This window comes from Mycobacterium asiaticum (assembly GCF_001668675.1).
Classification (GTDB): domain Bacteria; phylum Actinomycetota; class Actinomycetes; order Mycobacteriales; family Mycobacteriaceae; genus Mycobacterium; species Mycobacterium asiaticum_D.
Genome location: NZ_LZKQ01000009.1, coordinates 1 through 20,983, shown reverse-complemented (window position 1 = coordinate 20,983; position 20,983 = coordinate 1). Strand labels below are relative to the sequence as shown.

At 67.3% G+C, this 20,983-nt stretch carries 20 protein-coding genes; 10 read left to right on the top strand and 10 right to left on the bottom strand.

Annotated elements, in window-relative coordinates; genetic code table 11:
* The coding region (locus A9X01_RS30285; protein ID WP_495524967.1) for a PPW family C-terminal domain-containing PPE protein at window positions 1-687 on the top strand (687 nt) is incomplete at its 5' end.
* On the opposite strand, the gene A9X01_RS00775 is transcribed toward A9X01_RS30285, so the two are convergent.
* Complete coding sequence (locus A9X01_RS00775; RefSeq protein WP_065118847.1) at window positions 684-1,661, bottom strand: quinone oxidoreductase family protein; 978 nt, start codon at window positions 1,659-1,661, stop codon at window positions 684-686. The two genes, A9X01_RS30285 and A9X01_RS00775, sit on opposite strands and share 4 nt — an antisense overlap.
* 19 nt (window positions 1,662-1,680) lie before the next feature.
* On the opposite strand from A9X01_RS00775, the gene A9X01_RS00770 reads away from it, so the two are divergent.
* Window positions 1,681-2,508 (top strand): DcsG N-terminal domain-containing protein, encoded by an 828-nt coding sequence (locus tag A9X01_RS00770; protein WP_065118846.1) that lies wholly within the window; start codon window positions 1,681-1,683, stop codon window positions 2,506-2,508.
* Here A9X01_RS00770 and A9X01_RS00765 read toward each other — a convergent pair.
* The 4 genes from A9X01_RS00765 to mptB form a co-directional block, all read right to left on the bottom strand.
* Entirely contained in the window at window positions 2,458-3,387 is a 930-nt protein-coding gene (locus A9X01_RS00765; protein ID WP_172832423.1) for a COX15/CtaA family protein, read from the bottom strand. The genes A9X01_RS00770 and A9X01_RS00765 overlap by 51 nt on opposite strands.
* A gap of 187 nt (window positions 3,388-3,574) precedes the next feature.
* Entirely contained in the window at window positions 3,575-4,285 is a 711-nt protein-coding gene (locus A9X01_RS00760) for an ABC transporter permease (RefSeq protein ID WP_155771851.1), read from the bottom strand.
* A 59-nt stretch (window positions 4,286-4,344) separates the two neighbouring features.
* Entirely contained in the window at window positions 4,345-5,286 is a 942-nt protein-coding gene (locus tag A9X01_RS00755; RefSeq protein WP_155771850.1) for an ABC transporter ATP-binding protein, read from the bottom strand.
* Window positions 5,283-7,004 carry a polyprenol phosphomannose-dependent alpha 1,6 mannosyltransferase MptB gene (gene mptB, locus A9X01_RS00750; protein WP_065118843.1) on the bottom strand — a complete coding sequence of 574 codons (1,722 nt, stop codon included), beginning with the start codon at window positions 7,002-7,004 and terminating at the stop codon, window positions 5,283-5,285. The genes A9X01_RS00755 and mptB overlap by 4 nt, the downstream gene beginning before the upstream one ends.
* 96 nt (window positions 7,005-7,100) lie before the next feature.
* Here mptB and A9X01_RS00745 point away from each other — a divergent pair, with 96 nt between their 5' ends.
* From A9X01_RS00745 to A9X01_RS00710, 7 genes are read left to right on the top strand one after another with little or no spacing between them, the layout of a single operon-like run.
* Window positions 7,101-7,853: a helix-turn-helix transcriptional regulator gene (locus A9X01_RS00745; protein ID WP_065118842.1), complete on the top strand. Its 753-nt coding sequence runs from the start codon at window positions 7,101-7,103 to the stop codon at window positions 7,851-7,853.
* On the top strand, window positions 7,850-10,423 hold the full coding sequence (sufB, locus tag A9X01_RS28660; protein WP_155771849.1) for a Fe-S cluster assembly protein SufB: 2,574 nt from the start codon (window positions 7,850-7,852) through the stop codon (window positions 10,421-10,423). Before A9X01_RS00745 ends, sufB begins: the two co-directional genes overlap by 4 nt.
* Window positions 10,420-11,601: a Fe-S cluster assembly protein SufD gene (sufD, locus tag A9X01_RS00730; RefSeq protein ID WP_065118841.1), complete on the top strand. Its 1,182-nt coding sequence runs from the start codon at window positions 10,420-10,422 to the stop codon at window positions 11,599-11,601. Before sufB ends, sufD begins: the two co-directional genes overlap by 4 nt.
* Window positions 11,598-12,380, top strand: a complete 783-nt coding sequence (sufC, locus tag A9X01_RS00725; protein WP_065118840.1) for a Fe-S cluster assembly ATPase SufC — start codon at window positions 11,598-11,600, stop codon at window positions 12,378-12,380. Before sufD ends, sufC begins: the two co-directional genes overlap by 4 nt.
* Window position 12,381: 1 nt before the next feature.
* On the top strand, window positions 12,382-13,626 hold the full coding sequence (locus tag A9X01_RS00720; RefSeq protein WP_065118839.1) for a cysteine desulfurase: 1,245 nt from the start codon (window positions 12,382-12,384) through the stop codon (window positions 13,624-13,626).
* Entirely contained in the window at window positions 13,623-14,090 is a 468-nt protein-coding gene (gene sufU / locus A9X01_RS00715) for a Fe-S cluster assembly sulfur transfer protein SufU (protein WP_155771848.1), read from the top strand. The genes A9X01_RS00720 and sufU overlap by 4 nt, the downstream gene beginning before the upstream one ends.
* On the top strand, window positions 14,087-14,455 hold the full coding sequence (locus tag A9X01_RS00710; protein WP_065118837.1) for a metal-sulfur cluster assembly factor: 369 nt from the start codon (window positions 14,087-14,089) through the stop codon (window positions 14,453-14,455). Before sufU ends, A9X01_RS00710 begins: the two co-directional genes overlap by 4 nt.
* Here the strand turns inward: A9X01_RS00710 and A9X01_RS00705 are convergent.
* Entirely contained in the window at window positions 14,445-15,344 is a 900-nt protein-coding gene (locus tag A9X01_RS00705; RefSeq protein ID WP_065118836.1) for a LysR family transcriptional regulator, read from the bottom strand. The genes A9X01_RS00710 and A9X01_RS00705 overlap by 11 nt on opposite strands.
* Before the next feature lie 105 nt (window positions 15,345-15,449).
* Between A9X01_RS00705 and A9X01_RS00700 the strand changes: the two genes are divergently transcribed.
* Window positions 15,450-16,334: an alpha/beta fold hydrolase gene (locus tag A9X01_RS00700; protein ID WP_065118835.1), complete on the top strand. Its 885-nt coding sequence runs from the start codon at window positions 15,450-15,452 to the stop codon at window positions 16,332-16,334.
* Between the two features lie 2 nt (window positions 16,335-16,336).
* Here the strand turns inward: A9X01_RS00700 and A9X01_RS00695 are convergent, their stop codons facing one another.
* From A9X01_RS00695 to A9X01_RS00680, 4 genes are all read right to left on the bottom strand, one after another.
* Window positions 16,337-17,059, bottom strand: coding sequence for an SDR family NAD(P)-dependent oxidoreductase (locus tag A9X01_RS00695; RefSeq protein ID WP_065118834.1), 723 nt, complete (start codon window positions 17,057-17,059; stop codon window positions 16,337-16,339).
* 92 nt (window positions 17,060-17,151) lie between these two features.
* Window positions 17,152-17,868, bottom strand: a complete 717-nt coding sequence (locus tag A9X01_RS00690) for a hypothetical protein (protein WP_065118833.1) — start codon at window positions 17,866-17,868, stop codon at window positions 17,152-17,154.
* A 72-nt stretch (window positions 17,869-17,940) separates the two neighbouring features.
* Window positions 17,941-19,770 carry an acyl-CoA dehydrogenase gene (locus A9X01_RS00685; protein ID WP_065118849.1) on the bottom strand — a complete coding sequence of 610 codons (1,830 nt, stop codon included), beginning with the start codon at window positions 19,768-19,770 and terminating at the stop codon, window positions 17,941-17,943.
* 79 nt (window positions 19,771-19,849) lie between these two features.
* Complete coding sequence (locus tag A9X01_RS00680; RefSeq protein WP_065118832.1) at window positions 19,850-20,779, bottom strand: PE family protein; 930 nt, start codon at window positions 20,777-20,779, stop codon at window positions 19,850-19,852.
* Between the last annotated feature and the right edge of the window lie 204 nt (window positions 20,780-20,983).

Here is a 20,983-nt window from a genome sequence, read left to right as displayed (position 1 = left end):
GCCGCCGGCGCGCCACCGCCGACGGACCCGGCCAGGGTCGGGGCGATCGCGACCGCCGGCGCAGTGCCCGCCGCGGCCACCGGAGCCAGCGCCGGGACCAGCGCTGGCACTTCGGCCAGGGGAAGCGGAAGCGCGAGGACGGCCGCAGCCGCGGCGGGCACTGCGCCGGCGGTCGCGATCGCCCCGACCCTGGCCGGGTCCGTCGGCGGTGGCGCGCCGGCGGCGCCCGCGCCGGCCGCGGGCTCAGTCGCCAGTTCGGCGCCGCCGTCTGCCCCTCCGGCGGCCGGCCCCGCGTTCGTTCCGTACGCGATCGGGGGTGGTCCGGGCATCGGTTTCGGTTCCGGGTCGAAGACGCGCAGCACGGTCAGCGCCCAGGCCAAGGCGCCCGCGGCGGACAGCGCCGCGGCGGCCGCGGCGGCCGCGGCACGCCGTCGCAAGCGCAGACGCCGTCAGCAGGACGAACCGCTGCGTGCCTACGCCGACGAGTACATCGACGTGGGACCGGAGGACAACTTGGACGAGCCGGCGGCTTCCGCATCCGGCGCGGGGCCGTTGGGGTTTGCCGGCACCGCGGCAGAACGCCGTCGGCAAGCAGCCGGACTGGCGGTGGTGGCCGATGACGAGTTCGGCGGCGGGCCGGCGATGCCGCTGCTGCCGGGGTCCTGGGACCCTGCCAAGGACGCTTAGGGCAACAACACGATCGACCCGGTGGTCTTGCGGCCCTCCAGGTCGGCATGCGCCCGTGCGGCTTCGGCCAATGGGTACGTGCCGCCGACCTCGATCCGGATGGCTCCGCTGGCGATCACCTCGAACAGTTCTTCGGCCCGCCAGCTGAACTCCTGGGCGCTCCGGACGAAGTGGGCCAGCGACGGGCGGGTCAGGTACACCGACCCGGCGTAGTTGAGCTGCTGCGGGTCGAACGGGGGAACGGGTCCGCTGGCCGCGCCGAACAGGGCCAGTGTCCCGCGCGCGGCCAGGCTGGCCAGGCTGGCGTCGAACGTGGTTTTGCCCACGCCGTCGTAGACGACCGCCACTCCGGTACCGCCGGTGAGTTCTCGCACCCGCTGCCCGAACGCATAGGCGTCCTCGGGATAGGGCAGCACCTCGGCGGCGCCGGCTTGCCGAGACAGCCGCTCTTTCTCTTCGTTGGAGACGGTGGTGATCACCCGGGCGCCCAGGTGCGTCGCCCATTGCGTCAGGATCAGCCCGACACCGCCGGCGCCGGCGTGCACGAGTATGTCGTCCCCGCTTTGCACCGGATACACGGACTTGAGCAGGTACTGCGCGGTCAGTCCCTTCAGTAGCGCCGACGCAGCGACCTGCGGGGAGATGCCGTCGGGCACCTTGGCGGTGAGAAATGCCGGGGCCGTAGCGAATTCGGCGTACGCCCCGTTGGCCGAGGCACTGACCACCCGGTCGCCCACGCTGAGATCCGGCCCGGCTTCCGACCCCAGCGCCACGACGGTGCCGCACACTTCCGAGCCGAGCACGAAGGGCAGCGGGCGTGGGTACTGGCCCGTGCGGAAGTAGGTGTCGATGAAATTGACCCCGATGGCCTCGGATTGGATCAGCACCTCGCCGGGACCTGGCTCCGGTTGGGACACGTCGTTGTAGCCCAGCACTTCCGGGCCGCCGGTTTGGCTGACTTCTATCGCATGCATGTCGATATCATGCCCGGGCATGAAGCTCGTCCGACCGGACACCTTCCATCCGCGCATCGTGTTGGCCGGGTGCCCGCGAACCCCCGGGGGTGAGGCGGATGACGCGGGGCTGGTTGAGGCGCTACGGAATCGCGGCCTACACGCCCGTTGGTTGTCCTGGGATGACCCGGAGACGGCCGAGGCGCATCTGGTCATATTGCGGGCCACCCACGACTATTCCGGTCGGCAGGAGGAATTCCTGGCCTGGACGCGGCGGGTACCGAACCTGCTGAACGCGCCCGAGGTGGTCGCCTGGAACGTCGACCGCCGCTATCTCGGCGACCTCGCGCAGCGCGGGGTACCGACGCTCCCGGGCGAGGTGTACGCGCCGGGTGACCAGGTCCGGTTACCGCAGACCGGCCGGGTCTTCGTCAGCCCGACCGTCGGGACTGGAACGAAGCGCTTCAGCGACCGGTTCGACGCGCACGCCTACATCGCCGAACGCCAGGAAGCCGGCCACAGCGTGTACGTGCAGTCCGGATCGGCCGACGAAACGGTGCTGGTCTTCATCGGCGGCAAACCCTCGCATGCGTTCACCGCCGTCGACAATGCGTTGCACCAGGGCGATGCCGATTTCGAGTTGTGGGATGTGGGCGCCGCAGCGTTGGCCGAGCTTGAGGATTTGCTCTATGCGCGGGTCCACTTGGTCGGTGAGCGGGTGCTCGAGGTGCAACTGATAGACCCGTCGCTGGGCTGGCTGCGGTTGGACGCCGACACCCGCGGGCTGGCGCAACGCGGATTCGCGGTTGCCGTCGAGTCAGCTCTCGAGGGGCTCGGGCTGGGCCCGTTCTCGCATCGACGCCCATAGCGCCGCGGTGGCGGCGGTGCAGGCCGCCGCGCCGGCTACATGGAGGGCGACCAGGACCGCCGGGACTCCGGTGTAGTACTGGGCGGTGCCCACTCCGGCCTGCGCGAACACCAGCACCAGCAGCACGCCGAGGCGGCGCATGACCGGCTGGGCGGCTTTTACCGCCAACAAGCCGAACCCAAGGCCCACCAGCAGCGCGAAATAGGACACCAGCAATGACGAGTGCGCGTGCACAAGGTCGGTGATCTCGATCTTGAGCCGCGGTACCGTCCGGCTCGGGCTCTTGTCGCCCGCGTGCGGACCCGCCGCGGTCACCAGCGTCCCGGTCACCAGCACCGCGGCCAGGTTCAGCGCGCTCAGCACGGTGAGCAGGCGCAGCGGTTTGACGACCAGCACCCGGACCACGCCATCGTCGGGCTCGCCGACCTTGACGAAGAGCAGCACCGACAGCCAGACCATCGTCATCGACGCCAGCAGGTGGATCGCCACCGTCCACCACAACAGGCCGGTGCGCACCGTGATGCCACCGATGATGGCCTGCACGACGGTCGAGGCAGGCATCAGCCAGGCGTAGACGAGGACTTCGCGGCGCCGCCGCGCGCGGGTGACGGCCAGCACGGCCAGCGCGGCGGTGAGGACGACCGCGAAGGTAATCATGCGGTTGCCGAACTCGACGGCCTGGTGAATGCGGGGAACTTCCGCGACGGCTACCGGTGTGAAGCTGCCAGGGAAGCACTGTGGCCAGGTGGGACAGCCCAGGCCAGAAGCGGTGACGCGGACGATCGCACCGGTGACCGCGATGCCGCCCTGGGTGAGGATGACGGCCGCGGCGATGACGCGCTGCACACGCAGGCTGGGGTCGGGGAGCTTGTCCACCACCCGCAGCAGTGCTTGTCCGAGGGCCACCGACCGATCGTAGCGACGACTACGGTGCGTAGTAGAAGCAGGCTTCGGCGCGGGAGTTCGCCCGCCACTTCACCTTGGCGTTGGCTCTGCGCTGAGGGCGTCAGCTACTCGCACTTCTGTGCCGTGAGCGCACGGTCAACGGTGGGCCAAAGCCAAACGCCTAGGTAAAGCGGAACCACCTTCGCGCGGCCAATGCCGCGAGTGCACCCCACACCACCAGCACCGCCAACCCGAACCAGTCCACCGACAGGCTCATCGCCTGCGACAGCGCTTCGGTCAGCGCGCCCGACGGCGTCACTCGCGCCACCCACTTGACGGCCGCGGGGATCATGCCGGTCTCGAGCGTCAGAGCGCCCAGGCCGGCGAACACGAACCACAGCAGGTTGGCCAGCGCCAGCACGATCTCGGCCCGCAGGGTCCCACCCAGCAGCAGGCCCAGCGAGGCGAATCCCGCGGTGCCCAGCGCAATGACCACACCGCCCAACGCCAGCGCAGCCGGCGCAGGTCGCCAGCCCAACGCAAAACCTATGGCGCCCAAGACAATTGACTGCAGGAACACGGTGAAGATGACGGCCAGCGCCTTGCCGGTGATGATGCCCCACACCGGCAGCGGGGTCGCGCCGAGCCGCTTCAGTGCCCCGTAGCGCCGGTCGAACGCCACCGCGATCGCTTGCCCGGTGAACGCGGTGGAGATGACCGCCAGCGCCATGATCGCCGGCACGAACACCGCGGCCCGGTGCGGGCCGAACGAACCCAACGGCAGCAGGGTCAACCCGATGAGCAGCGTGATTGGGATGAACATCGTCAGCAGCAGTTGCTCACCGTTGCGCAACAGCAGCTTGGCTTCCAGGCTGAACTGCGCGAGCAGCATCCTCGACACGGCGTTGGGGCGGGGGTCCGGGGTGAACGTGCCCGCGGGGAACAGGTCACTCACTGCCGCAACCTCCGGCCGGTCAGATCGAGGAAGACGTCTTCGAGGCTGCGTTGCTCGACGCGCATATCGGTGGCCAGCACGTCGATCTGCGCGCACCACGCCGTCACCGTCGCCAGCACCTGAGGACCGACCGGGCCTTCGACCAGGTACTCGCCCGGCGTCACCTCGGTGGTCTGGTAGCCCTCGGGCAGCGCCGAGGCCAGCAGGGACAGGTCCAGCCGCGGCGGCGCGGTGAACCTCAACTGGCCTTTGGCACCGCTGCGCATCAGCTCGGCGGGCGTGCCGGCGGCGACCGTCGCGCCGTGGTCGATGATCACCAACCGGTCTGCCAGCTCCTCGGCCTCCTTGAGCTGATGGGTGGTCAGCACCACCGTGACGCCGTCGCGGCGCAGCGCGTCGATCAGCTCCCACACCAGCAGTCGGGCGTGCGCGTCCATGCCGGCGGTGGGTTCATCCAGGAACACCAACTCGGGGCGTCCCACCAGCGCGCAGGCCAGCGCGAGCCGCTGTTGCTGGCCGCCGGACAGCCGCCGGTAGGTGGTGCGGGCGGCCTCGGTCAGGCCCAGCGTTTCCAGCAGCCACTGCGGGTCCAGTGGGTCGGCGGCGTAGGACGCCACCAGATTGAGCATCTCCCCGGCGCGGGCCGCCGGGTACCCGCCGCCACCCTGCAGCATCACGCCGATGCGTGGCCGCAGGCGGGCGTTGTCGGCGATCGGGTCCAGACCGAGCACCTCGATGGTGCCGGCGTCGGGACGGGTGAAGCCCTCACACATCTCCACGGTGGTGGTCTTGCCGGCACCGTTCGGGCCCAGCAGCGCGAACACCTCGGCGGTATGCACCTCGAGATCGAGGTTGGACACGGCCGTGACGGACCCGTACTGCTTGCATACCCCGCGCAGCCGCACCGCGATGTCGCGGTCGTGGGGGAGTGAGCTCACGTGGAGTCAGCGTAGGCGTCGGTTGTCGCCTCGGGACGGGGAGTGGCCCGTGGGGTGGCCGGGCTCACAGGATCAGTCGGGGTTGACGGGGCCTCCGCGTCGGTCGGCGCGGCGCGGTCTCCGTTCGGCAGCGGCCGCCACGGCAACCGGGTGTAGGTCACCGCGATCAGCACCACCACGATGAACGCGCTGGCCAGGGTGGCGTCGATGATCTGGAACAGCGCGAACCGGTCGCCGTTGGCGGTAGGCCCGAAGATGCCGATGATCAGGGTGATGACGATCGCGGCGCCCCGGAATCCGGTGCGGGTCGCCCAGGCTGCCAGCGGGATGATCGCCCACAGCAGATACCAGGGCTGCACGACGGGGAACAGCAGCACCGTCAGCCCCAGCGCCACCCCGAGGCCGCCGATTGGGTGCAACCGGCCACGGAAAACCGCCAGCAGCAGCCAGCACACCAGGACCATGATGATGAGCACACCGATGCCACGCGTCAGGGACAACACCGCGGTGGTGTGATCGCCCAGCCCCAGCAGAATGCCCACCTGGCCGGTGCCCAGCGCCAGCAGCGTGGGCGGTGACATCCAGCTGCGCACCACGTTGGCGGTGCCCAGCGTGTAGATCCAGCCGAAACCGAGCCCACTGGCCCAGCCGACCAAACCCATCACCGCCAGCGATAACGCGGCCATCGCGCCACCGGACAGCAGCAGCGCTTGGAATGTGCCGCCGCACCGGTACGCCAGGGCCATCGTCACGAAGCCGAGCGCCAGCAGCGACGGCAGCTTCACCTGGGACGACAGCACGATCAAGACCGAGCCGGCCAACAACATGCCAAGCGGTTGCCAGTCCGGACCGATCCGCCAGGAGTCCGGCTTGAGCGAACGAGTGGCGTCGATGCCGCGCAGCGCGAACTCGGCGCCGGTCAGCATCAGGCCGAGCATCAACGCCTCGTTGTGGATGCCGGCGACCAGGTGCATGAACAGCAGCGGATTGGCCGCACCCAGCCACAATGCGCTGACCTCGGCCACGCCGCAGCGCCGCGCCAGCCGCGGCGTCGCCCACACGATCAACGCCACACCGACCAACACCACCAGCCGGTGACACAGCACCGCGGCGACAATGTTCTCCCCGGTGATCGAGGAGATGCCCCGGCCGATCCACAGGAACAGCGGGCCGTAGGGCGCCGGTGTCTCCCGCCACAGGCTGGGCACCGAGAGCGTGAACACGTGGCCCAGGCCCAGGCCAGAGGCCGGTCCCACCCGGTAGGGGTCAAGACCTTCCAGCGAAATCTGACTCTGGGCGAGGTAGGAGTAGACGTCTTTGCTGTACATCGGCGGTGCGATCAGCAGCGGCAGCATCCACAAGACCAGGGTGCGGTCGACGTCGCCGCGCGACATGCGCCGTTTGCCGATCGCGAAGCGGCCGAGCATCAGCCAGGCCAGCGCCATCATGACCGCGCCGGTCGTGGTCATCGTCAGTGACACGGTCTGGATCCGTGACGGCAGGTTCAGCAGCCGCACGCCAAAGGTGGGGTCCTGAACGACCGGCCGGGCGCCGTCGCCCAGCGCGCCGATCGCCATCAGCACGGTGCCGGTGGCGCCGAACAACCGGGTGCGTTTGAGCGCGGTGAGCTCGGCGGAGTTGAGCGGTTTGCCCACCGTCTGCTCGTCGCCATGCAGGCTGGCGATCGACGAGCTCAGGGTGTGGTGGCGGGCAGCCATCAGAGCAGACTAGCCCCGAGCACCTGTGACCAGCGCAACGCCGTTGATAGGGCACCCTTCCTGGACCGCCTGCCGGAATTGCGTCACACTGGTGTTGTGAAAATCCGAACCGAGCTGGACGCTGCCATGCCCCCAGCCGGGCCCGCAGCCGGTGCTGCCGGGTCGGATGGTCACACCCGCCGCGCGATCGTGCGGTTGCTGCTGGAATCCGGCTCGATCACCGCCAGTGAAATCGGCGACCGCCTGAGCCTGACCGCCGCCGGGGTGCGGCGTCACCTCGACGCGCTGATCGAGGCCGGTGACGCTGAGTCCGTCCCCGCCGCGCCCTGGCAGCAGGTCGGACGCGGCCGGCCGGCCAAGCGCTACCGGTTGACGGCGGCGGGCCGCGGCAAGCTCGACCACGCCTACGACGACCTGGCCGCAGCGGCGATGCGCCAATTGCGGGAGATCGGTGGCGACGACGCCGTGCGCAAATTCGCCAGGCGCCGAATCGACGCGCTACTGGCCGGTGTCGACGGGGCGGAAGGTCCGGACGAGGCCGCCGTGGAAGCCGCTTCGGAGCGGATTGCCAATGCGCTGACCAAGGCGGGTTACGTCGCTACCACCACCCGGGTGGGCGGGCCCATCCACGGTGTGCAAATCTGCCAACACCACTGCCCAGTCGCTCATGTCGCCGAGGAATTCCCGGAACTGTGCGAAGCCGAGCAGCAAGCCATGTCCGAAGTACTCGGCACTCACGTGCAGCTGCTGGCGACCATCGTCAACGGCGACTGCGCCTGCACCACCCACGTACCACTTACCCCGGCGCCCAGCCCGCGCTCAACCACCAACGAAGGAGCGTCCTCATGACACTCGAAGCCGCACGGACCGCCGAGCCGCTCACCCAGGAGCAGACCATCGACTCGCTCGGTCGCTACGGCTACGGCTGGGCGGACTCCGACGTCGCCGGTGCCAGCGCGCAGCGCGGGCTTTCCGAGGCCGTGGTGCGTGATATCTCCGCGAAGAAGAACGAGCCCGAGTGGATGCTCGAGACCCGCCTGAAGGCGCTGCGCACGTTCGACAAGAAGCCGATGCCCAACTGGGGTTCCAACCTGGAGGGCATCGACTTCGACAACATCAAGTACTTCGTGCGGTCGACGGAGAAGCAGGCCGCCAGCTGGGAAGAGCTGCCCGAAGACATTCGCAACACGTACGACCGGCTGGGCATCCCGGAGGCCGAGAAGCAGCGCCTGGTTGCCGGTGTGGCGGCGCAGTATGAATGCCTGGCGGGCGACACTGTGGTGTGGACGGCGAACCGCGGACAGGTGCCGATCAAGGAAATCGAGTTCGGCGACCGGGTTTTCGCTTACGACGAGGACGCGGAGCGGTTCGTGGTGGCTCCGGTTCGCGCCGCCGCGCAGACGGACACCCGCTTGACGCACGAGATCAAGACCACGCGACGCAGCATCCGTGCCACCGATAACCACCCCATGCTGGTCCTGCGCGACGAACGCAAGGAAGGTCGCCAGCGGGCCCGGTATGCGCGCCGCTGGGTCACCGTCGGGGAGATCAAGGCCGGTGACTTCATTGCCGTGCCTCGTCGGCTGCCGGATTTCGGTGTCGCCGCCGAACTTCCCAGCATTGCCGGATTGGATGCTCCCGCAGTGAGTTCAGTCGACCTGATGTGGCTGCTAGGCCTCTATATCGGTGACGGCAACCTGCATCTTTCCACCAGGACATATCGGATGCAGCTTGCAATTCCGGCCACGGACGTGGAGTTGCGTGCCGAAGTAACCCGGGTCGTCAGGGAGCTTTTCGGGTTGCGCTGCATTGAAGCCGACCAGTACCGGGTCGTCGTCAACTCAAAGGCACTGACAGAGTGGATCGTTGCGTTGGGCTTCGGCGGGCTGTCGTTGACCAAGAGGGTGCCGGACTGGGTCTTTGGCCTGCCGGTTGACCAGCGGCTGGCCTTCCTCGGCGGGTGGGTAGACGCCGACGGATATGTGACGCCCGAGAGCAGTGGTTCGGTTCTCCTGACGTGCGCCAACGAGCCGATGCTGCGACAGGCTCGCGAACTTGCCGAACTGTCGGGCCTGCGCGCAGGCGGACCGTGGTCGTTTACTCAGCCGTATCGCCATGCTCCCGAGCGCATCCAAACCGCCTGGCGGCTCGGCATTTCCGGTGATTTCGAGCGTCTCGGATGTCGTAATCCGAAGCGCACCAACCGGTTCGGCCGCCGCGTCTACATGCATTCATCGAACAGCTCGCACGGCACGACCATTCGCGCCCACGTCAACGATTGGCTGGGGTTCGAGCGAGTGAAATCGATCGAGCCGTACGAGGTTGAGCCGGTCTACGACATCGAGGTCGATGGTCCGCACAACTTCGTCGCCGAAGGGCTGGTGGCACACAACTCCGAGGTGGTCTACCACCAGATCCGCGAGGACCTGGAGGCCCAGGGCGTCATCTTCCTGGACACCGACACCGGCCTGCGTGAGCACCCGGAGATCTTCCAGCAGTACTTCGGCACGGTGATCCCGGCCGGTGACAACAAGTTCTCGGCGCTCAACACCGCGGTGTGGAGCGGCGGCTCGTTCATCTATGTCCCGCCGGGTGTGCACGTCGACATCCCGCTGCAGGCCTACTTCCGGATCAACACCGAGAACATGGGCCAGTTCGAGCGGACCCTGATCATCGTCGACGAGAACGCCTATGTGCACTACATCGAGGGCTGCACCGCGCCGATCTACAAGTCGGACTCGCTGCACTCCGCGGTGGTCGAGATCATCGTGAAGCCCGGTGGCCGTTGCCGTTACACGACGATCCAGAACTGGTCGAACAACGTCTACAACCTGGTCACCAAGCGCGCCCGCGCCGAGGCCGGCGCCACCATGGAGTGGGTCGACGGCAACATCGGGTCCAAGGTGACCATGAAGTACCCGGCCGTCTGGATGACCGGCGAGCACGCCAAGGGCGAGGTGCTGTCGATCGCGTTCGCCGGTGAGGACCAGCACCAGGACACCGGCGCCAAGATGCTGCACCTGGCGCCGAACACGTCGAGCAACATCGTGTCCAAGTCGGTGGCCCGCGGCGGTGGCCGTACCTCCTACCGCGGCCTGGTGCAGGTGAACAAGGGTGCACATGGGTCGCGCTCCTCTGTGAAATGCGATGCGCTGCTTGTCGATACGATCAGCCGCAGCGACACCTACCCCTACGTCGACATCCGCGAGGACGACGTCACGATGGGCCACGAGGCCACCGTCTCCAAGGTCAGCGAGAACCAGCTGTTCTACCTGATGAGCCGCGGCATGACCGAGGACGAGGCCATGGCGATGGTGGTGCGCGGCTTCGTCGAGCCGATCGCCAAGGAACTGCCGATGGAGTACGCACTCGAGCTCAACCGGCTGATCGAGTTGCAGATGGAGGGCTCTGTGGGATGACGAGTCCTACGACCGCACCCACGGGTTCAGCCGCCGCCGCACTCAACAAGGGAGAGTTGTTCTCCTCCTTCGATGTCGAAGCCTTCGAGGTGCCGCACGGCCGGGATGAGATCTGGCGGTTCACGCCGCTGAAGCGGCTGCGCGGCCTGCACGACGGGTCCGCGCATGCCACCGGCAACGCCACGATCACCGTCAGCGAGCACGAAGGCGTACAGACCGAGACGGTGCGCCGCGGCGATGAACGGCTGGGCGAGGGCGGCGTTCCCGCGGACCGTGTTGCCGCGCAAGCATTCTCGTCGTTCAACTCAGCGACGCTGGTCGGAATCGCCCGCGACACCCAAGTCGCCGAGCCGGTGAACATCACCGTCACCGGTCCCGGAGCCGGTGCGGTCGCCTACGGGCATCTGCAGATCCGGGTCGCCGAACTCGCCGAGGCCGTCGTCATCATCGACCACAAGGGCAGCGGAACCTACGCCGACAACGTGGAATTCGTCGTCGAGGACGCCGCCCGCCTCACCGTCATCTCGATCGCCGACTGGGCGGACGACATGGTGCACGTCAGCGCGCACCACGCGCGGCTTGGCAAGGACGCGGTACTGCGCCACGTCACCGTCACCCTGGGCGGCGAGGTGGTTCGGACTTCGATCAACCTGCGGTTCGCCGGGCCCGGCGGCGACGCGGACCTGTTGGGCCTGTACTTCGCCGACGACGGCCAGCACCTCGAGTCGCGGCTGCTGGTCGACCACGCCCAGCCTGACTGCCGGTCCAACGTGCTGTACAAGGGTGCGCTGCAAGGGGATCCGTCCTCGCGGCGGCCCGATGCGCACACCGTGTGGGTTGGCGATGTGCTGATCCGCGCCGCAGCCACCGGCACCGACACGTTCGAGATGAACCGCAATCTGGTGCTCACCGACGGCGCCCGCGCCGACTCGGTGCCCAACCTGGAGATCGAGACCGGCGAGATCGTCGGCGCCGGGCACGCCAGCGCCACCGGGCGATTCGACGACGAGCAGCTGTTCTATCTGCGCTCCCGGGGCATCCCCGAAGAGCAGGCCCGCCGCTTGGTGATCCGCGGCTTCTTCGGCGAGATCATCGCCAAGATCGCGGTGCCCGAGATCCGGGAGCGCTTGACCGAAGCCATCGAACACGAACTGGAAATAACGGAAAAAACAGCATGACCACATTGGAAATCAAAGACCTGCACGTCAGCGTCGCGGACCCGAACGCCAGCGATGGCCAGCGTGAGATCCCCATTCTCAAGGGTGTGGACCTGACGGTGAAATCCGGTGAGACGCATGCCCTGATGGGTCCCAACGGTTCGGGCAAGTCGACACTGTCCTACGCCGTCGCCGGGCACCCCAAGTATGAGGTGACGTCGGGGTCGATCACCCTGGACGGCGCGGACGTGCTGGCGATGAGCGTCGACGAACGGGCGCGGGCCGGGCTGTTCCTGGCCATGCAGTACCCCGTCGAGGTGCCCGGTGTGTCGGTGTCGAACTTCCTGCGCTCGGCCGCCACGGCCATCCGCGGTGAGGCGCCCAAGCTGCGGCACTGGGTCAAAGAGGTCAAGTCGGCGATGGCCGCGCTCGAGATCGACCCGGCATTCGCCGAACGCAGTGTCAACGAAGGCTTTTCCGGTGGCGAGAAGAAGCGCCACGAGATCCTGCAGCTCGAGTTGCTCAAGCCCAAGATCGCCATCCTGGACGAAACCGACTCCGGCCTGGACGTCGATGCGCTGCGCGTGGTGAGCGAGGGCGTCAACCGCTACGCCCAGGCCGAAAACGCCGGCATCCTGCTCATCACGCACTACACCCGGATCCTGCGCTACATCCACCCCGAGTTCGTGCACGTCTTCGTCGGCGGCCGCATCGCCGAGTCCGGCGGTTCCGAACTCGCCGACGAACTCGAGCAGAACGGGTACGTGCGCTTCACGCAGACGGCGGCAACTGGGGCATAACATGAGCACCGCTCTGGACCTCACGGCGATCCGGGCCGACTTTCCGATCCTCAAGCGCATCATGCGCGGCGGAAATCAGTTGGCATACCTCGATTCCGGAGCGACATCGCAACGGCCGCTGCAGGTGCTCGACGCCGAACGCGAGTTTGTCCTCACCTCCAACGGCGGGGTGCACCGCGGTGCACACCAGTTGATGGAAGAGGCCACCGACGCGTACGAGCAGGGCCGCGCCGACATCGCCGTGTTCGTCGGCGCCGACGCCGACGAACTGGTGTTCACCAAGAACGCCACCGAGTCGCTCAACCTGGTGTCCTATGTGTTGGGGGACAGCCGTTTCGAGCACACGGTGGGCCCCGGCGACGTGATCGTCACCACCGAGCTCGAACACCACGCGAACCTCATCCCGTGGCAGGAGCTGGCCCGCCGCACCGGCGCCACCCTCAGATGGTTCGGCGTGACCGAGGACGGCCGCATCGACCTGGACTCGCTGGAACTCGACCGCAACACCAAAGTCGTTGCCTTCAGCCATCATTCCAACGTGACCGGCGCGTTGGCGCCGGTGCCGGAACTGGTCGCGCGGGCCAGGGCCGTCGGCGCACTGACCGTGCTGGATGCCTGCCAGTCGGTGCCACACCAGCCCGTCGACTTCCACGAGCTGGACGTCGATTTCGCGGCATTCTCCGGTCATAAGATGCTGGGCCCCAACGGAATCGGGGTGCTGTACGGGCGCCGGGAGTTGCTCGCCGCGCTGCCCCCGTTCATTACCGGTGGCTCGATGATCGAGACCGTCACCATGGAGACCTCCACCTATGCGCCGGCCCCGCAGCGCTTCGAGGCCGGCACCCCGATGACCTCGCAGGTGATCGGTCTGGCCGCCGCCGCGCGTTACCTCGGCGCCATCGGCATGGACGCCGTCGAGGCGCACGAACGCGACTTGGTCGCCCGCGCCATTGAGGGGCTCTCCGGCATCGACGGGGTCCACATCGTCGGCCCGACGTCGATGGCCGACCGCGGGTCGCCGGTCTCGTTCGTGGTAGACGGTGTGCACGCGCACGACGTCGGTCAGGTGCTCGACGACGACGGCGTCGCCGTGCGGGTCGGACACCACTGCGCGTTGCCGCTGCACCGCAGGTTCGGTTTGGCCGCTACCGCGCGGGCCTCGTTCGCGGTCTACAACACCGCAGAGGAAGTCGAGCGGCTGGTGGCCGGCGTACGCCGGTCAATCGAATTCTTCGGGAGAACCTGACGGTGCGTCTCGAGCAGATGTACCAGGACGTGATCCTGGACCATTACAAGCACCCGCATAATCGAGGGTTGCGCGAACCGTTCGCCGCCGAGGTGTCGCACGTCAACCCGGTCTGTGGTGACGAAGTCACGCTGCGGGTTGCGCTCTCTGACGACGGCGCAACCGTCTCCGACATCTCCTACGACGGGCAGGGCTGTTCGATCAGTCAGGCCTCGACCTCGGTGCTGACCGAGCAGGTGATCGGGCAGAGCGTGCCGGAAGCGCTCCGGACCCTCGACGCGTTCACCGAGATGGTCTCCTCGCGCGGGAACGTGCAGGGTGACGAGGACGTTTTGGGTGACGGAGTAGCGTTCGCAGGAGTGGCCAAGTATCCGGCGCGGGTGAAATGTGCGCTGCTCGGCTGGATGGCGTTCAAGGACGCCCTGGCGCAGGCCCACGCGATCCTCGAGGAGGTTGATCAATGAGCGAGACCACCGCGCCCGGTAGCGACACCAGCGCGACCGACCAGAATTTCCTCGCCGAAGTCGAGGAGGCGATGCGCGACGTGGTCGACCCGGAACTGGGCATCAACGTCGTCGACCTCGGCCTGGTCTACGGGATGAACCTCGAAGAGGGCGACGAGGGGACCATCGCGCTCATCGACATGACGCTGACGTCCGCGGCATGCCCGCTGACCGACGTCATCGAAGACCAGTCCCGTTCCGCGCTGGTGGGCGCAGGCCTGGTCGACGAGATCCGGATCAACTGGGTGTGGAATCCGCCGTGGGGTCCGGACAAGATCACCGAAGAGGGCCGCGAGCAGTTGCGCGCCCTCGGATTCACCGTCTGACGTCTTCAAGCGCGGCCACCAGATGGCCGAGGTCGCGCCGACGCGACGAGGCGGGCCACATCGCCCAGGTGCGCCGGACCAGCGGTCGTCCCTCCAACGGCAGCCAGCGCACCGAGTCCGGCAGGGAATCGAATCGGCCCGCCGGCGCGAACGCGAATTTGCCACCGGCACTGATCGTGGCCACCTTGACCTCGGCTAGCAGGTCCTGGGTGTAGGACGTCGGCGGCCCGGCCTGCACCCCGTGGCTGCGCAGCACGGCCGTGAGTTCGTCGTACCAGGCCGGGCTGCTGTCCCGGGGGAAGCCGAGCCACTGCAAATCGGACAATCGGTCGAGCCGAACCGCTCCGTCGACAGTGTCCAGCGTGTCGGCGTCCTCAACGGCGAGCAGCACCCCCAGGGGTTCTTCCAGCACCGTCACCACGTCCAGGTGATCGGCCAGCGGCCGCTCCCGCACCAGACCCAGATCCAGCTCGCCGGCATTGAGCGCCTCGATCTGCTTGGCGGTGGACAGGTGCCGGATCTCCACAACAGTCAACGGGAACGCCGTCGCCAACGACGCGAGCGCTCCGGACAACGGCTGGGGCGGCAATTCCAGCGGCACACCGATGCGCAATGTTCGACCTTCTTGCGACGAGTGCTTGGCCATCGCGGCTATCAGCTGGTCGTAGCGGGCCAGCACGGCCCGGGCCTCGGTGAGCAGGGTCATGCCGGCGGCGGTGGGCGTCACCCCCGCGCTGCTGCGGGTCAGCAGCTGCGCGTCGAGGTGTTTCTCCAGCCCTTGCATCGTCTGGGACAACGACGGCTGGCTGATGTGCAGGCGTCGAGCCGCCGCCGAAAGCCCGCCCTCTTCGACGACGGCGACGAACGCACGCAGATCCCAAATGTCCATGCACCGCACACCCTAACGGGAACCATTGCTGTTGGTGATAGCCGCTATTGGGAATCCGCTGTGCCGGCGTGCAACCCGACGGCGCCGTGCCTCGTTATAGGCAACATGGCAGCGGAGACAACAAGGCGATTGCTCGATCAGTATCGGTCCTCGGGAAGGGCGTTCACCGCCGACGGGATCTCGTCATTCGTGCTGGACGAGGGTCCCCGGGATGCGCCCGTCGTACTGTGCGTACACGGGGTACCGGCTTCGGCCTACCTTTACCGCAAGGTGATTCCCGCCCTGGCGGCCGGGGGCCTGCGCGGCGTTGCGGTAGACCTGCCCGGTCTCGGGTTCACCGAGCGGCCCGCGGACGGCGACTACACCTGGAGCGGACTCGGCCGCTGGCTGCTGTCGGCGACCGACGCCCTGGGGCTGGGCCGCTTCCACCTGCTCGTGCACGACATCGGGGGACCGGTCGGATTCGAAGTGGCCGCCGCTGCGCCCGAGCGGGTGCTGTCGATGACCCTGCTCAACACCATCATCGAGGTCGACTCGTTCCACCGGCCGTGGCCGATGGAGCCGTTTGCGCATCGGGGCATCGGCGAGGCCTGGCTGGCCTCACTCCGCGTGCCCGGCGCGTTCTCGTCGATCATGCGGCTCGTCGGGGTGAGCCGCAAGGTTCCCGCCGCCGAACTCGCGTGCTGGCCGCCGCTGTTGTTCGGCGACGACGGCGGGCGAGCCTTTCTGCAGATCATGCGCGGGTTCGAGCTGAACGCTGCCAAGGAGCGGTTGTACCTCGATGTCGTCGGTGACCGCCGCTACCCGGTGCACGTGGTGTGGGGAGCTCGCGACACCATGCTGCCGTGGCAGCGCTACGGTGTGCAGGCTCAGCGTGCAGCCGGTGTCACCGAGCCGATCCTGCTGCCTGCCAAACACTTCCTGCAAGAGGACTGTCCGGAAGAGATCGCCACCGCGGTGGCCCGGTTCGCGGGCCACCAGAGCGGCTAGCCTCAGATTGCCGAACCGCCGCCGTCGACGTACAGGGTCGACCCGGTCACGTAACTGGCCCGCGGTGAGGCCAAAAACAAGACCGCTTCGGCGATTTCGGCCGGCGAGGCGGTCCGTTGCAACGGCAGCGTCGCGCCGATGTCTTCGATCGACTCGCCCCACTCGGCCAGCACACCGGCGGTGCGGGTCGGACCGGGCGAAACACTGTTCACCCGAATGCCTTTGCCGCCGAACTCGGCAGCCCACGTCCGGGTGAACGATGCGAGCGCGGCCTTGGTCGCGCCGTAGACCGACGCACCGGGCATGCCCTTGATGGCGGCCAGGGACGTGACATTGACGATGCTGCCGCGTCCCCGCGCCAGCATGCCTTTCGCCAGTTCGGCCACCAGGAAGTAGCTGCCCCGCACGTTGGTGTCGAACATGGCCTGAAAAGATGTCACGTCCTGGTCCACGGTGGGCGCCACCGGAAATGACCCGGCGTTGTTGACGAGGATGTCGACATCGCCGGCTTCCCGCACCAGGTTCGCGATCGAGTCCATGTCGCCGAGATCAGCGCGAACGAACCGTGACTTGCCCCCGATCTCTGCGACGGCCTTCGCGCCGCGCTCATCGTTGCGGCCCGACACGACGACCTCGGCGCCCTGCGCGGCGAACAGTCGTGCGGTTTCCAGGCCGATGCCCGCCGTGCCGCCGGTGATCAAAGCGGTCTGTGATTGAAGTTCCATAACCACATTCAAGGGGACCGGCGGTCAATTCTTTCCCTCGCGCTTATACCGATTCGCGATGCCGCCCATAGGCATGGCCAATGACGCGTCGATCAGCCGCCGTGCCCGTGCGGCTTCCCGCCACCGGGTCCGCACTTGCCGTCATGCGCCGGTCGCAGCTTGATGGTGGTCGCCTGCAGCACACCGCCGTTGCCCTGAGTTCCCTGCGCCGTCAAGCATTTACCCGCGGTGATGGCTTGTGTGGTTGCGGCGTTCTGTTTGGTGTAGCGGGTTTTGACGGTGACGGTGGCCGACGCCGGGGCGGCATCGGTGGTGATGTTGAGGGTGTTCCCGGTGACCGACGCCACGGTGCCGCTGATGGCCGGGCGTTTGGCGGGCTGCTTGGGCTGTGGGCATTTGCCGTCGGCCGCTGGGGCGATCCGCACCATGGCTGCAGTCGCGGGTTGACCGCTGGGCGCTTCCCGGGTTAGCACGGTGACGCAGCTGCCCGGGGTGACGTCCGTCAGCACCGCGGGAGTCACCTCGGTGATCTTCGTGGACGGTGTGAAATCGACTGTGGCGCTGGTGTTTCCCTGGTCATTCTGTTGCGTCACCTGTGCCGCGCTGCCGGAGACCGAGGCGATGAGCCCGCTGACCCGCGATTGGCCTTCGGGCGGCGGTGCCGCAGCTGCTGTCGACGCGCTCGACGTGGCCGGTGGTGCGGGCGGACCGGCCTTGTTCGACGAGCCGCAGGCGGCGAGCGGCAGTGCGGTTATCGCTGCGAGCGTCAGGACGGCGAACCGAGTGGGCCGGCGAGTGCGCGAAGACATCAAAGCTGCTCCAATCGTGGGCTGATCCCAACAAGCGGGTCTACCCGCGGCAGCTTTGTACTAGCTGTGTGTTTAGAAGGCGTCTTCTGGCATGCGCATGATTTCGTCGTCGATGTGCTCGATGACGCTGCGCACTCCGCTCAGCTTGGGCAGCATGTTCTTTGCGAAGAACGCCGACACCGCGACCTTGCCCTGGTAAAACGCCCGGTCGCTGTCAGACGGTTCGCCCGCCAACGCCGCCTGCGCCACATTGGCCTGGTCCAGCAGTCGCCAGCCGATCAGCAGGTCACCGACGGCCAGCAGGTAGCGCGTCGAGCCCAAACCCACCTTGTAGATGTCGGTGGGGTGCTGGGCGGCAGACATCAGGTATCCCATCAGCGCGGTGGTCATACCGGTCACGTCTTCCAGTGCGCGCTGGACCAATTCGGACTGATCTTTCAGCGATTCGTCGGTGTTCTCCAGGGTCTTGTTGATCTGAGTCGTCACGTGCTGAAGCGCCTGGCCGTGGTCGCGAACGATCTTGCGGAAGAAGAAGTCCAGCGCCTGAATAGCGGTGGTGCCCTCGTAGAGCGAATCGATCTTCGAGTCACGGATGTACTGCTCGAGGGGATAGTCGGTCAGAAAGCCCGAGCCGCCCAGTGTCTGCAGCGACTCGGTCAGGATCTCGTATGCACGTTCGGAGCCCACACCTTTGACGATGGGCAGCAACAGATCATCCACGCGGTGCGCCATGTCATGATCGGCACCCGAAACTCGTTCTGCCACAGCGTCATCCTGATGCGCTGCGGCGTACAGGTACAGCGCACGCAGCCCCTCGGCGTAGGCCTTCTGGGTCATCAGGCTGCGACGCACATCGGGGTGGTGCATGATCGTCACTCGCGGCGCGGTCTTGTCCGTCATCTGCGTCAGGTCCGCGCCCTGGATCCGTTCCTTGGCGTAGGCGAGGGCGTTCAGGTAACCGGTGGACAGGGTGCCCGCCGATTTGACGCCGATCGTCATGCGGGCGTGCTCGATGACGGTGAACATTTGCGCGATCCCGTTGTGCACCCCGCCGACCAGATAACCGACGGCGGGCACATCGGTGGCACCGAACGTAACCTCGCACGTGGGCGAGGACTTCAGACCCATCTTGTGTTCGACTCCGGTGACGTATACGCCGTTGCGGGAACCGATTTCACCGGTTTCGGGGTCGAACAGGTAGTTGGGCACGTAGAACAGGCTCAAGCCTTTGGTGCCGGGGCCGGCGCCCTCGGGCCGTGCCAGCACCAGGTGGAAGATGTTCTCGGCGGTGTCGCCGACGTCGCCGCCGGAGATGAACCGCTTGACGCCCTCGATATGCCAAGTGCCGTCGGGCTGTTCGATCGCCTTGGCGCGGCCGGCACCCACGTCTGAGCCGGCATCGGGTTCGGTGAGCACCATGGTGGCCTGCCAACCGCGCTCGATTCCCAAAGCGGCCCAACGCTTCTGCTCGTCGTTGCCTTCGACGAAGAGTGACTGCGAAAACACCGGGCCGAGGTTGAAGAAGCACACGGACGGGTTGGCGCAGTAGATCATCTCGTTGACGGCCCACGTCAGTGGTGGGGGAGCGGCCATGCCGCCGATCTCCTCGGCCATGCCCAGCCGCCACCATTCGGCGTCCTTGATGGCCTGCACCGTCTTCACCAACTCCGGAGCGACGCTGATGCTGTGCGTCGCCGGGTCGAACACCGGCGGGTTACGGTCGGCGAAGGCAAACGTTTCGGCGACCGGGCCTTCGGCCAATCTGGCCGCCTCGGACAGGATCGTGCGGACCGTGTCGACGTCCAGGTCGGCGTAATCACCGGTGCCCAGGACGGCGCCGACATCGAGAACCTCGAGCAGGTTGAACTCGAGATCGCGGACGTTGGCGATGTAATGCCCCACTGCGGTTCCTTCCACTCAGGCTGGCGGGTCCTAAGTGTGTCCGACGCGAAAAAACGTACGCAACCGTAAGTAAGGGCTGCTAACCGTTCGCGCCGTTCTGACCGAACAGCAGTCCGCGCTGGCCGCCTTGACCGGGAGTGCTGCCGATGGTGGCGCCGCCGCCGTCACCGCCGTTGCCGACCAAGAGCGCATTGCCGCCGTTGCCACCGCTGCCGCTTACTGTCCCGCCCCTGCCGCCGTCCCCACCATCGCCGAACAATCCGGCCTGGCCGCCGAAGCCACCGTTGCTGGTGGTGCCGCCGCCGCCACCGGCGCCGCCATTACCAACGAGGAATCCGGCTGCGCCGCCGTTGCCGCCACCGCCGAAGGAGAGGGAATTGCCGCCGGCGCCGCCGTTTCCAATGAAAAATGCTCTACCGCCGGCGCCGCCGCCGGCGAATCCGGCACCCCCCGCGCCGCCGTTGCCGTAGAAGATCCCGGCGTTGCCGCCGGCTCCGCCGGCCCCGCCGGGAATGCCCTGGCCCCCGGCTCCACCGCTACCGAACAGCAGCGCGGACCCGCCGCTGCCGCCGTTGACGCCGTTTCCGCCGTTGCCGAAGAGGATTCCCCCGCCCTCACCGTTCGGGTTTGCCGCCGTGCCGTCCGCGCCGTTGCCGATCAGCGGGCGGCCGAACAGTGACCTCGCGGGCGCATTGATCGCATCGAGCACCGGTTGTAGGGGACCCAGGTTCGTCGCCTCTGCGAGCGCGTAGGCGTTCGCGCCGCCGGCCATGGTTCGCACGAATTGCTCATGGAAAGACGCAATTTGGGTGCTGATGGCTTGGTAACCCTGAGCGTGCGCGCCGAAGACGGCGGCGACAGCTCTAGAAACTTCATCGGCTCCCGCGGCCGCGACGGCGGTGGTCTGAGCGGCCGCCGCCGAATTGGCCTCATTGATCAGCGCTCCGACGCGGGACAGATTCCCAGCCGCTTGTGAAACCAGATCAGTATTCGCGACCACGAACGACATCCCGCACCTCCTGCGAAGAGTCTGTAACGGATGAATCCTATCTCCATTCGGCAACGTTGATCACGAAATCTCGAAGTCTTTTTCTGCAGGAATTAGCCTGCTCAGCGGCGGGTTTCCGGTCGCGGCGCCCGCGCCGGGCCGCCATTCACTATTGGCGTCGTATGCCTTGTGCCAGAGGCCAATTCAATGACATACCGAGATACA